At 40.2% G+C, this 13,123-nt stretch carries 9 protein-coding genes; all 9 read right to left on the bottom strand.

All coding sequences use genetic code 11. The features are described 5' to 3' along the window. Positions 1-19: 19 nt before the first annotated feature. The 9 genes from WDA22_04780 to uxaC all read right to left on the bottom strand — a co-directional run bounded on the left by WDA22_04780 (position 20) and on the right by uxaC (position 13,112). The gene (locus WDA22_04780) at positions 20-1,120 is read right to left on the bottom strand and encodes an endonuclease/exonuclease/phosphatase family protein (protein MFA5832777.1); all 1,101 of its coding nucleotides are present in this window, start codon (positions 1,118-1,120) and stop codon (positions 20-22) included. A gap of 142 nt (positions 1,121-1,262) precedes the next feature. Next, on the bottom strand, positions 1,263-3,719 hold the full coding sequence (locus WDA22_04775; GenBank protein ID MFA5832776.1) for a glycoside hydrolase family 31 protein: 2,457 nt from the start codon (positions 3,717-3,719) through the stop codon (positions 1,263-1,265). Between the two features lie 24 nt (positions 3,720-3,743). After that, positions 3,744-6,233: a TIM-barrel domain-containing protein gene (locus tag WDA22_04770; protein ID MFA5832775.1), complete on the bottom strand. Its 2,490-nt coding sequence runs from the start codon at positions 6,231-6,233 to the stop codon at positions 3,744-3,746. Positions 6,234-6,250: 17 nt separating this feature from the next. Continuing rightward, a complete protein-coding gene (gene uxuA, locus WDA22_04765) occupies positions 6,251-7,441 on the bottom strand; it encodes a mannonate dehydratase (protein MFA5832774.1) in 1,191 nt (396 codons plus the stop codon). 146 nt (positions 7,442-7,587) lie between these two features. Then, the gene (locus WDA22_04760; protein MFA5832773.1) at positions 7,588-8,436 is read right to left on the bottom strand and encodes an SDR family NAD(P)-dependent oxidoreductase; all 849 of its coding nucleotides are present in this window, start codon (positions 8,434-8,436) and stop codon (positions 7,588-7,590) included. Between the two features lie 12 nt (positions 8,437-8,448). Continuing rightward, on the bottom strand, positions 8,449-9,105 hold the full coding sequence (eda, locus tag WDA22_04755) for a bifunctional 4-hydroxy-2-oxoglutarate aldolase/2-dehydro-3-deoxy-phosphogluconate aldolase (GenBank protein ID MFA5832772.1): 657 nt from the start codon (positions 9,103-9,105) through the stop codon (positions 8,449-8,451). Positions 9,106-9,109: 4 nt separating this feature from the next. Continuing rightward, complete coding sequence (locus WDA22_04750) at positions 9,110-10,195, bottom strand: sugar kinase (protein ID MFA5832771.1); 1,086 nt, start codon at positions 10,193-10,195, stop codon at positions 9,110-9,112. 214 nt (positions 10,196-10,409) lie between these two features. Beyond that, positions 10,410-11,681: an MFS transporter gene (locus tag WDA22_04745; protein MFA5832770.1), complete on the bottom strand. Its 1,272-nt coding sequence runs from the start codon at positions 11,679-11,681 to the stop codon at positions 10,410-10,412. A gap of 6 nt (positions 11,682-11,687) precedes the next feature. Continuing rightward, a complete protein-coding gene (uxaC, locus tag WDA22_04740; protein MFA5832769.1) occupies positions 11,688-13,112 on the bottom strand; it encodes a glucuronate isomerase in 1,425 nt (474 codons plus the stop codon). Positions 13,113-13,123 lie beyond the last annotated feature (11 nt).

Genomic DNA, 13,123 nt, shown 5'->3' with positions numbered 1-13,123 from the left:
AGTATTCCCTTGTCGTTACTTATTTCATTAACATCATTCTTTTTGAAATTGTGCTGTTGCATGCTGTGATTTTATACATATATATCCCGCTCGATAATCCATTCGCATCAAACCATTCTTGATAATTCCCCGCGCTTTTTTCCTCATTCACCAACGATGATATTTCCCTCCCGAGCATATCATATACTTTCAGAGTGACAAACGAAGTTGAAGGGATTGTAAAATGTATCGTTGTGGTCGGATTAAACGGATTGGGGTAATTTTGGCGGAGTTCCATATTTACGGGTATCGTAGAATTTATTTCCCTAGCTACTCTTGCAACTTTTTTTGTAAAAATAGTCATCACACCGTAATGATCTGATGGATATTCGATACCAACGTACGGCTGATCCATCACAACTCTTGATGATGTAATTGATAGTTGACCTGTATTTTTGAAAAATATATAATCAATTCGTCTATTGGGAATTTGGGACGAAGATGTATATCCTTGAAGGGTAGGATTTGCTATTCGATACGAATCATTAAAATATGTTGTCGACCCGGTATTGGTGAGCGATTGTATCGTGGATGTATGCGGTTCATCATTGAAATCACCCGTTAAAACAGAAGCGATAGCCGGCGAGGATAGATCCTTTTGGTTGACATAACTTATAATCTCTTGCACTTGTTGAACTCTTATTTCCGGTGTTTTGTGATCGAGATGTGTATTGAAAAAATTAATCATCCCAAGAGGAGTATTAATTCTATTCCAGAGTATTTTTCGAGGAAATGCACCTTTGACGAGGTCGAAATACCCAACTTCGATTGCCGGATGCTTTGTAATAATCCCAACATACTCATTAAATTGGTTATCCCAGGAAAGATGCGTAAAACCAATATATTTATAAAAGGGATACCCAAAATATGCGGTCAACGAATCGACAATCATTTGTGCTTGGTTGTCACTTCCCGTACTTGGTGATTCATTGATCTCCTGCAATCCAATGATATCCGGGTTTAACTGTTTTAAATATTGGATTGTATGGTAGATTCGAGTTTGAGGATCCGTGCCCGGTTTCATTCCTTCCAAATTATACGTCATAATCTTAAGGGAATCTTGGGCAATCGATGAATTCATCATTCCAAGAAACAGAATACAATAAACTGTTTTAGAACATCGCATCATAAATCTACGCCTCGCACCATTCTTATCATTTGTGTATGATTATTCATCTCCAGTTTATTGCACTTTATATTTCTCAAAAATATTTCAGAAGTTATTACTTTCCTTGCGCCAAAGTTACCTCAATTTCAGTCGATACATTCAATTGACTGTGAATAAACAACGTGAGCTTTTTGGATTTTCCGTCATACGAGAATTTCGGTTCTTTGGATCCTCGCTTTTTACTTTCAGGAATTCTGATACCATTACTCATGACTTTCGATGGTTTCTTTTGTATTCCATGAACTTCAAAAATATATGACCGTTCGTTCAGTTTATTTTCGAATGACCCTTTTGATTCACCTGAGGAAAGAGTAAGCGTTGTCACCCCATTTGTTGTTGCTGACCGTTGGGTAAACGTTGTTGTGGAATATTTTCCTGTTTGATATTCGCGAGATTTGCCGTCGTCCTCGTATAATGAATATGTGACTTCTCCGTTAAAATTTGGATACACTAATACTGTCAGGGTATCAAGTGGACGTTCATCCGAATAGCTCATCAACTGAGCCATCGGAATGATACTTCCTTCTTTGACAAAAATTGGCATCCGGTTTAATGGTGCTGACACTGACACTTCTTTTCCACCGATGACTATTTCGTCTGTCCAATAATTGATCCATGTCCCTTTTGGGAAATAGATATTTTTAGATTTTTGACCGGCGGTAACCACCGGTGAAACAAGAAATGCATCTCCCCACATGTAGGAGGAGCTTTCATTCACCAGTTTTTTATCGTTTGGATCTAACCAAAACAGCGGACGGGCGAATGGTATTCCTGTTTCATAATTATTATGCGCTAACGTATAGATATATGGGAGCAGTCTGTAGCGTAGCTGAATAAACTCTCGGGAAATTTTTTCCGCCTCTACGCCAAATTTCCATGGTTCCGTCGGATATCCATTCACTGTTTCACCGGCACCATGCGCGCGGGCTATTGGACAAAACGTACCAAATTGCATCCAGCGGATATATAATTCGGGAGTAGTAGGCATGCGAGAATATCCGCCAATGTCAGAATTTTGATAGGCAATACCGGACATTCCCATACCCAATAAGATCGGCATTTGCACTTGAAGACCGACAAATGTTCGAGACACATCGCCCGACCACGGCATGACTCCGTACCTTTGCACTCCTGCAAATCCAGATCGTGAGACATTAAACACTCTTTCATTCGGACGAAGCTGCGTGAATCCTTCATAAATTGTTTTAGCCCAGAGCAGATTGTAAATATTATGAATTTTTACAGTGCTTCCGAGAAAATGATTCATTTCCTCTGGATGGCGTTCCGGCTCTCCAAGATCAGTCCATATACCGGCAACGTGAGATCCAAATGCAGCAGGATGTTTACTCCACCACCATTTTTGCGCATCCGGATTAGTAATATCCAGAAGCGTTGAACCGCATGTATAACCGCATGACCACCATTTCTCCATCACAAAAGTTTTTCCTGATGAATCTTTTGCAAGATATCCTTTTGCGTCGCCTTCAAGAAAGTTTTTTGAGAGTTGTATAATGTATGGTTCAGTGATTAAAATTGTTTTCATTCCAAGAGAAAGGAAATCAGTTATCATTTGCTCATGATTGGGCCATAATTTTTCATTCCATGAGATATCACCCATATATTCAAACCACTTCAAATCGAGAACGATTCCATCGCATGGTATTTTTTTCTCACGCATAGTTTGAACAATCGAACGAGCTTCCGTTTCGTTTTCATATCGATTTTTTGACTGGATAAATCCGAATGCCCACCGAGGCGGTAACGGCTGTCGTCCCGTAAGCCAAGTATATTTTTCCAGTTGTTCAGCAATTGTGGATCCAGGAATGAAATAATATGATATCTCTCCCCCTTCAGCATTATAAGAGTATACTTTTGGATCAACAGTGCCAAAATCAAACTCGCCGCGATATGTGTTATCAACGTACACAGCATATCCGCTATTTGTTGTTACTAAAGGAACATTTAAATTCATTGTCGCCAATGGGACTGTATAGTTCCCAACTTGAGTATTATAGCTCTCAAATTTCTGGCCCCGCTTTTCCATTGCCATTCCACGTTCACCTGTTCCGTAAAAATGATCTTCATCATCCATAACGAAACGAAGAGAGCGAGATTGTTGATGATGTGATAGCCCTCCCGCTTGTGGTTCCGCAAGCAATACCGTTCCAAGAGAATCCAGAAATGAAATACGAAGAGGATGCTTTTGAATACGCACTGCGATCTTCGATGATTTCACGAATACCGTAGAATCAGTTTCATTCACAGTAAAAGGGGTGTTTTTTTCAGGCTCTTGAATAACCACAAATGACGAATCGATGGATGAGTTGGAAGTCGGAAGATAATCAACACGAACGATATTTCCGGAGTACCACATCAAACGAACAAAAGAGGATTCTGCATTTATAACAACAGATTTTCCATCGATGGAGTGTTTCGAGATATTTCCGAGAAATGACTGAGCAGAAGCATTGATAACGTAAACAACGGTTAGGATAATTAATCGCAGCATCATTACTGTATTCCTTCTAGTGAATTTTTATTGACAATTTTTAATTGATGAAATAACAATTGGTTCAGTAACAGAAAAGCTCTTGAGAAACACAGAAAGGGTATTTTTCTTTTTATTCCAAACCACTCCCTGTTTAGCTGCTGAAGCAGCTTTTTCTGTTTGGAAAGATTTCAGCTTTACACCATTAAGCGCTATACATTTCGATTGCTGGACTCCGTGAAATTCAATCTGCAGTGCCCGGCGCTTTGGTGCGTTCGTATAATTTCCTACGGATGCACCGATGTTCAATGAAAAATCAGATTGTGTAAACCGAATTTCTGTTGTTCGGTTCTCGTTATTCGACCGATATCGTTCTGTTACGCCATCATCTTCATACAAAACATATGACGCATCATTTCCGGTATATACTTGAAGCGTTAAACTATCTTTGTTAAGAAATGCCGTGCTTACAGCATACTTTCCCATCGGAATAATTGAACCGACTTTTATGAAGAGTGGTAATGTTCCGGTCGGCGCATCAAACGAAAGTATTTGATTGCCTGCGAAAAGTGTGTCATTCCAAAAATTATACCATTGACCATCCGGCAGCCAGACGTTAACACTTCCACCGTCCGAGCAATTTGGTGCAACAAGCATTTCTTCTCCCCACATATATTGCAGATCATGCTTCCATGCAAGCGCATCATTTTGATGATCAATCACCATTGCTCGAGCAATTGGTAATCCTGTTTCAAATGCGCGATGTGCATAGGTGTAGATGTACGGAATAAGTTTGTAACGAAGTTCGGAGTATATCTTTGCATCTTTTTGCACTTCTTTTGGTCGATCAAGCGGCCAGCGAGATTGACCGATCCCATGAGGTTTCCAAAATGGAGTGAAACTGCCAAACGCCATCGACCATTGCCGATACATTTTATCGTTCGGGCCGTGATTTTCTTCCCAATTATTAAATCCTCCAGCATCATGTCCCCAAAACGGAAAACCTGCAAGTCCTGCAAATTGTAATCCTCTCACTTGGGTCTTCATATCGTCATACGATGGTTTGATATCGCCACTCCACAATGTTGCATATCGTTGTCCTCCCGATGTCATACCGCGCACCCATACGAATGGTCTTTTTGAACCGGCAAAACTTTTATCCCAACCATCTTTCACCAATGCTTTGGCAACGAGGAAGAACCAATAGTTTCTCATCTCACGCCAGGTTTTCCCATTTCCCATCACCATGGTTAAAGGTGCTTTTCCCATTTCATCAAATTCATCTATCCACAATGCATCGCCGGGATATTGTAATGCTGGATTAAGACTTTTATTCCAAAATGTATTCCAGAACCAGTCACGCACTTCTTGCTTTGTTAAATCCGGAGCACTGTCGTTAAAATCAATACTGTCTGGTTCGGGAATATTGAATGATGGAAGCCAGCCTTCACTGTGTGACGCGATACATCTATTAAAATCTAAAGTGAGTATTAGACCATTTTTTGTAATCCACTGTTCATATTCCTTCGGATCGGGATATCGTCCAAGATCCCAATCAAAATATGACACACAGCGCTGCCCACCTCCCGCTCTCCATCGATTATCATTGACTACATGATCAAGAGGAAATCCCGCTTTTCGATGTGCAGTAATTTTTTTCTTCCACCATTTTTCATCAGAAGGGTCCGTTGAATTATGATCATTCCCTTTATCGGAAAGGGCAAGCCCAAACGCCGCTTTTGAAAACATTCTGGGACGACCGGTAAGTTGTGTGTAACGATCAAGGATAGTACGGAACTCAGGACCAAGAATGACAAAATAATCCATTCGTCCTTCGCCCGTTATTGAAAATTCATATTGTCCGCCATTTCCGAAATTGAACTTATTCGTGAAAGTACTGTTGAGAAATACTCCATACCCTTTACTGGAAAGATAAAATGGAACAATGAGCGGTGCTTGTTGGCCGTGCAGAGTTCCGTAGTTTCTTTGAACAATTTCTCCACGAAGATCAATCTGTTTTTCTCTTCCATAATAGCCATGACCAAGACCGGTAAAATGTTCATTCTCGTCATAGATAAACGAAGAATGAATAGTATCGCCATCCCACCAGATACCATCATTTTGGCTAAGTAATTTATTCACATTTCCAACTTGGCCAAACGAGAGTCGTAATGCTTCTTTTCCAAGAAGCATCGATAGACCATTTACTGAATCGGTTGAAATTATAACTGCATTGCTATCTTCTGACAGGATCAGCGAACCTTGCCATTGATGAGATTCAACCATCTCATATCGATCATCAGTAAAGAAGTCTTCATTAGCACGGACTGCCTGTATTCGAATGATATGATTTCCATAGGGAGTAATACGCACTCGTTGTCCTTGTTGCGTTGAGACAATAATGCTGCGTCCATCGTTTTGAAGGGAAGCGTATTTTCCAAGCAACTCTTTTGCATTTAGATTGGTAAGGGTGAAGAGAATATAAAAGAACAGTTGGAGGGAAATGCGGGTAGTTAGAAATTGGTTTTGTTGTGTCATAGAAAGTGATTGATTAGTTATGAGTTAATACTCTGTGAGATTCCTAATTCAAGTCCTCGTAGTTCTGCTAATCCACGCAACCTGCCAATGGCAGAATAGCCAGGGTTTACTTTTTTGTTCAAATCATCGAGCATTTGATGACCATGGTCAGGGCGCATGGGAATGTTTACTTTTCGAGATTTCATAATCAAAACAAGCTCTTTTACTACACTAAACATATCGGTACTGCCATCCAGATGATTGTCTTCAAAGAAATTTCCATCTTCATCACGTCGGACATTCCGGAGGTGAACAAAATGGATCCGCTCCGAATATTTTTTAATCATCTTAAGAAGGTCGTTGTTGGGATCAACACCAAAAGAGCCTGTGCAAAAGCATAATCCATTAGCAATCGATGGAATATTCTTAACAAGTTTATCCACATCTTGTTCATTTTTTATTACTCGCGGTAATCCTAATATTTTAAATGGCGGATCATCTGGATGAATTGCCATCACGATGCCACACTCTTCTGCAACGGGAATGACTTTTATTAAGAAATATTCCAAGTGATTTCGCAAAGTTGTTTCATCAATATTTTGATATGCAGAAAGCGCTTCCCTAAATTGACTTAAAGAATATCCCTCTTCACTACCGGGCAAACCGGCAATAATATTTTTTTGCAGAATGGATTTTGCAGATTCACTCATCACACTGAATCTCGTTTTTGCTTTTGCAACAATTTCTTCAGAATAATCTTTTTGCGCATCGTGACGTTGAAGCATGAAGAGATCAAAAGCGGCAAGCTCAGATAAGTCAAAACGTAACGCCTTGGAACCATCTTCTACTTCATAACTAAGATCAGTCCTCGTCCAATCCAACACTGGCATAAAATTGTATGTGATCACTTCAATTCCACACTGCGCTAAATTTCGAATTGTCGTTATATAGTTTTGGATGTAGAGTTCATAATTCCCTTGATGTGTTTTAATCGCTTCATGAACTGGAACACTTTCCACTACGTTCCACACCATACCGGCTTTTTCAATTTCATTTTTTCTTTTTTGAATCTCTTCAATACTCCATACTTCCCCATTGGGAATGTGATGTAACGCAGTGACAATTCCTGAACAACCTGCCTGTCGAATATCTCTCAGACTGACCACATCCGTAGGACCGAACCAACGCATTGTTTGGACAAAACGATATCTCTTGGTTGAATTATTCATAGCACTTTTCAAAGAAAATAAACATCTCCGCAGTATGCTGCGGAATATTTGTCATGCCAGCGTACGCTGGCATCCATCTTGTGGATTCCGGCTTTCGCCGGAATGACGATGCAAGAATCAGGTATTAGACCCAAAATAGAATAAATTTAAACTCCTGAATACGCTGTAAAACCACCATCGACAGGAAGCACGATACCGGTAACAAATTTTGATAAATCAGACAAGAGAAATAATGCCGCCCCTTGAAGTTCATTTGTTTCTCCGAATCGCCCCATGGGTGTTGCAGCAATAATTTTTTCAGCCCGGTTTGAGAATTTTCCTGTTTTTTCATCTATTAACAAAAAACGGTTTTGCGTTGTAATAAAAAAACCTGGAGCAATAGCATTCACCCGAACATTTGTTTGTGCAAAATGAACTGCAAGCCATTGAGTAAAATTGTTGATGGACGCTTTCGAAGCAGAGTATCCGACTACCTTTGTCAATGGAGAAAATGATGCTACCGACGAGATGTTGATAATGGCTCCATTCTTTCGTTGGACCATTTCCTCGCTAAATTTCAACGTGGGTAATAAGGAACCAAACAAATTAAGTTCAAATACATTCTTCAATTCCTCCACATCCAACCCAAAGAAAGTCTCTTGTTTGTTTAGTTCCAATTTATCGGCGATATATTCTACCGGTGTTGTTGCTTTCGGACTGTTTCCTCCAGCACAATTAATCAGAAAATCAACTTCCCCAAATGTTGCGTGTACTTGTTCTTTTGCTTTATCCAGCGATGCAGCATCAAGAACGTCGGCTGATACTGAAACAGATTGAGAGCGATCAGCATGTATGCTTGTCAGTGCTTTGTCTGCAGATTCTTTGTTGCGGCTGACAATAGCGACTTTGACTCCTACCTGTAATAATGCATCGACAATTGATATTCCAATGCCGCCGCTCCCGCCGGTTACTACTGCAACTTTGTTATTTAAATCATCAAAACTATATTTATTCATATTTTTTTTGTCTTATTTTCGTGATTTCTCAAGTGCTGCTTTAAAATTTGAATACATACGGGAAGCACGTTCAGTAAGTACTTCGTAACGTTCTTCGTCAATCGCCTTTTTATCGAGAAGATCACTTCCGATTCCGACGGCCACGGCTCCTGCCGCAATCCATTCTCCCACATTTTCAATAGTCACTCCGCCGGTTGGCATCATTTTGATCTGGGGAAAAGGTCCGGAAAGATCCTTAAAATATTTGGGGCCAAGAGATGTTGCCGGAAACACCTTTACGACATCAGCCCCTGCATTCCATGCGGTAAAGATTTCTGTTGGTGTGTAACAACCGGGCATGCATGCAATGTCTGAAGAATTACAAAGTTTAATCACTTCCGTATTCAAAATCGGTGATACAACAAATTGTGCACCCGCTTTCATTACTTGTTCGGCTGTTTTAGGATCAGTTACCGTTCCTGCACCCAAAAGGACATCCGATGAAATTGACGATGATAATTCTTGGATCAATCCAACAGCGTTAGGAACGGTCATTGTGATTTCAATAACCTTTACTCCCCCTTGCTTAATTGCCTCAACAACTTTGAAAAGTTTCTTTGCATCCTGTAGGCGAATGACGGCAACAACGCCTAGTGCTGATATTTTTTGTATGGTTTCTTTTCGTGACATAATGTTATCGTTTAATTCTTGCACTGCCACCTTTGGCAACATGTAAAAGTTCGTCTAAGGAAATCATGCTCGTATCTCCGCGTGTGGTCATTAACATGGCACCATGGGCAACACCAAGATTCACACATTCTTGGGGTTGTTTGCCGGAAAGAAATCCATACGTAAAACCGGAAGCAAATCCATCTCCACCACCAACACGGTCTTCAATCTCTAATCCTGGCATATTCATTCCATCGTAAAAATTCCCATCTGCCCACATAATTGCAGACCAATCATTAATCCCCGCTGATTTTACGGAGCGTAATGTTGTTCCGACGATCTTAATATTTGAAAAATCTTTTACTACTTTATTCACCATTTGTTTGAATGCAGAAGTGTCTATCTCCCCTTTTTCAATATTAACACCTTCCACCTCATACCCCAACACCTTTTGAAAGTCCTCTTCATTGCCAATCAAACAGTCAATATAGGGAACCAATGGCCGTGTCGTTTCGATTGCCTCATTACTGCTCCAGAGTTTTGACCGGAAATTAAGATCATACGAAACAAACGTTCCAGCATCATGCGCAGCTTTTATTGCTTCCTTGACGACAATTTTCGTTGACTCAGACAACGCAGAAAAAATTCCTCCGGTGTGAAACCAGCGGACTCCTTTTTCAACAAAGAGTTTCTTCCAATCAATTTCGCCGGGCTGGATTCCTGCTGTAGCGGAATGACCTCTGTCATAAAGCGATACAGATGCTCGAGGGCCAAATCCTACTTCGGTAAAATGTAATCCCATTCGATCTTTTTTTCCCATGCCGTCGTACTTTCGGATAATTGCAAAGTCTACATTAACACCAACAGCACGTGCATGATTTTTAACAATGGAACCGATTGATGAATCGTTCAATCCTCCGATCCACCCTGTCCGTAAGCCGAGACGAGAAAGTGCATAACTAACATTGTATTCGCCTCCTCCGACCCATACTTCAAAATTTGAAGCAAATTCAATTCTTTGGTGTTCAGGTGAACTGAGGCGAACCATACATTCGCCTAATGAGACGACATCGAACGTTGTCTCTTGTGATGATTTAATTTTTAGTGCCATATTTTGTTTTATCTATTTTTGATAAGATTGTTCCGTTGTCCCGATACATCGGGAAGCCTCGCAATGATAATATTGAGACCTCTGAAAAAGTCATTGCGAGGAGCGAAGCGACGAAGCAATCTTCGTTAAACAGGTAAAAGCCGAGATTGCTTCGACAAAAAACGTCTCGCAATGACCCATTTGAGAGTTTTTCAGATGTCTCATATTACAAGTATTATATATTTGCTGGTTCCATTTTTGGTACCAATAGATGGAAAATTGCAAGAGCAATTAAATATGCTGTTCCTGAAATAATAAACGGAATGAAGTAACTTCCCGTCCACTCAAGTATATATCCAATAAATGGTGCAAAGATCATTCCTCCGATTGAACCAGCCATTCCTCCAAGTCCTGTAACAGAAGCGACAGCTTTTTTTGGAAACATATCGGATGCAGTCGTAAATATATTTGCAGACCATCCTTGGTGAGCTGCGGCTGCAATACCGATCAAAATGACCGATGTCCAAAGATCAGTAACTTGTGAAGCAACAATAATGGAAACGACAAGAAGTGCCGCAACAAACATTGTTGTTTTTCTCGCTTTGTTAATTGTCCAACCGCGATTTATAAAATGCGATGATAACCAACCGCCCCCAATACTTCCGACACTCGTCATCATATAAATTGCGATAAGCGGCAACCCCAGTCCGGTAATTGTTAAACCGTACTCTTTGTTCAAATATTTGGGAAGCCAATAGAGATAAAACCACCAAATAGGATCGGTCATAAATTTTCCGATAACAAACGCCCACGTTTGTCTGTACCGTAATAAACTTACCCAAGGAATTTTCTCCGTAGACGGTTCCGGTGGATCACTATGGATATAATCAAACTCTTCTTTCGTTAAATTTTTCTTCTGTTCCGGTCTCTCATATATTTTCCACCAAAATACGATCCAAATAAATCCTAATGCACCGACTACAATAAATGCTTCTTGCCATCCATACGTTACTGTAAGCCAAGGAACGACTGCTGGAGCCAACACGGCACCGATATTCGCGCCGGAATTGTAAATTCCCGTCGTCAATGCGCGTTCTTTTTTCGGAAACCATTCAGCCACTGCCTTTTGTGCAGCAGGAAAATTTCCTGCTTCACTTAGTCCGAGTCCAAATCGTGCAGCACCAAATCCAAAAACCGTTGACACAGCGGCGTGAGCAATTGCAGCAATACTCCAACCCGTAATCGAAATTGTATAACCAATCTTCGTCCCAAACTTATCAATAAACCATCCAAACGAGATCAAACCAATAGCATATGCGGCCTGGAATGCTGTGACGATCCATGCATATTCGCTTTCACTCCATCCGATCTCCTTTTGCAGTATGGGTGCCAGCAAACCAAGAATTTGACGGTCCATGTAGTTAATAGTCGTTGCAAAAAAGAGGAGTCCACAGATGACCCAGCGATACTTTCCCGAATTATTCAATTGTTGAAAAATGTTTGCCATACAGATTTACAGTTTATATGTTTTTTTTACAAGACCATTTGTTAATTCAAACATCATGTGGGAAGCATCTTCTCTGTCAATTATTTTTTTTGCAACAAGATCCGCAAGATAAGTGGCATCAATTCTTCTGGAAAGATCATGACGCGCTGGAATAGACAAAAATGCGCGCGTATCATCATTAAAACCAACAGTATTATAGATACTAGCGGTCTCCGTAACCATTTTTCGATATCGAAGCATTCCTTCAATACTATCATGAAACCACCATGATGGGCCTAATTTCATGGCAGGATAATGCCCTGCCAAAGGGGCCAATTCTCTTGAATACGATGTTTCGTCTAGCGTAAACACAACAAGTGTTAACCGTGTGTCGTTGCCATAAGCATTAAGGAGATTTCTCAGATTCACTGTGTATTCCGTCTGAACAGGAATATCAGCCCCTTTATCGGCCCCAAATTTATCAAACAATAGTGCATTGTGATTTCGGAACGAACCGGGATGAATTTGCATTGTTAATCCATCTTCGATACTCATCCGTGCAAATTCCATTAACATATGTGATTCAAATGTTGCGGATTCAATCGGAGTGATGGTACCGTTCAGTGCCTTTTGGAATAACCAATCTGCATTTGTATCGGAGAGTCTTTCCGTATAAGGAACAAAAATATCATGGTCGGTAGCAACTGCGCCCATGGATTTGAAATATGCTCTTCTATTTTCGATAGCCTGAATGAACGATTGATATGAGGTAATTTCAAATCCGCATCGTTCATTCAAAAGACGAATATTTGTTTTCCAATTATTTCCTGCAAGTTTCACAACTCCGTCAGGCCGAAATGTCGGGATTACTCTTCCCTTCCATCCAGATTCCTTTATTTTTTTATGGTGTTCAAGACAATCAGTAGCTGCGTCTGTGGTGGATAATACTGCGATGTTAAATTTTTCAAACAATGTACGAGGAAGAAAATCAGAAGAGTGTAATTTGTTTTCAATTTTATTCCATATTTCTTCGGCAGTAGAACCATTCAATTTTTTACGGATACCAAATAACTCGGCTAATTCATATTGAAACCAAACACCTGTCGGTGTTCCTGCAAATAGATAAAAATGTTCCGCAAACAGTTTCCATATTTTTTTATCATCCTCCTCTATTCGTAAACCGTTCGTGGACGATATTCCAAGACGCTCCAACGATATTCCTTGTGAATAGAGCAATCGAAACACATAATGATCCGGTTTTATAAACAAGGCCGATGGATTCTTAAAAGGGAGATTGTCTGAAAACAGCGAAGGTTCAACATGTCCATGGGGACAGTAGAGAGGCAATTGTTTTACTTCTTGATACAATGAATATGCAATGTCTCGAACAAGAGGATTCGGATCAAAAAATCGATGTTCGTCAAGGATTACATCTGTTTTATCTGGTATCATATTAATATGTC

The sequence above is a fragment of the Bacteroidota bacterium genome (genome assembly GCA_041658205.1).
Taxonomy (GTDB): Bacteria; Bacteroidota; Ignavibacteria; order UBA10030; family UBA8401; genus UBA8401.
The sequence above is the reverse complement of the archived record's forward strand: the minus strand, read 5'-3'. Positions and strand labels throughout refer to the sequence as shown.

Bases quoted from the DNA above. Each gene is read 5' to 3' on its own strand.
- WDA22_04780 (MFA5832777.1), bottom strand. From the start codon at position 1,120: ATGAATTCATCGATTGCCCAAGATTCCCTTAAGATTATGACGTATAAT.
- WDA22_04775 (MFA5832776.1), bottom strand. From the start codon at position 3,719: ATGATGCTGCGATTAATTATCCTAACCGTTGTTTACGTTATCAATGCT.
- WDA22_04770 (MFA5832775.1), bottom strand. From the start codon at position 6,233: ATGACACAACAAAACCAATTTCTAACTACCCGCATTTCCCTCCAACTG.
- uxuA (MFA5832774.1), bottom strand. From the start codon at position 7,441: ATGAATAATTCAACCAAGAGATATCGTTTTGTCCAAACAATGCGTTGG.
- WDA22_04760 (MFA5832773.1), bottom strand. From the start codon at position 8,436: ATGAATAAATATAGTTTTGATGATTTAAATAACAAAGTTGCAGTAGTA.
- eda (MFA5832772.1), bottom strand. From the start codon at position 9,105: ATGTCACGAAAAGAAACCATACAAAAAATATCAGCACTAGGCGTTGTT.
- WDA22_04750 (MFA5832771.1), bottom strand. From the start codon at position 10,195: ATGGCACTAAAAATTAAATCATCACAAGAGACAACGTTCGATGTCGTC.
- WDA22_04745 (MFA5832770.1), bottom strand. From the start codon at position 11,681: ATGGCAAACATTTTTCAACAATTGAATAATTCGGGAAAGTATCGCTGG.
- uxaC (MFA5832769.1), bottom strand. From the start codon at position 13,112: ATGATACCAGATAAAACAGATGTAATCCTTGACGAACATCGATTTTTT.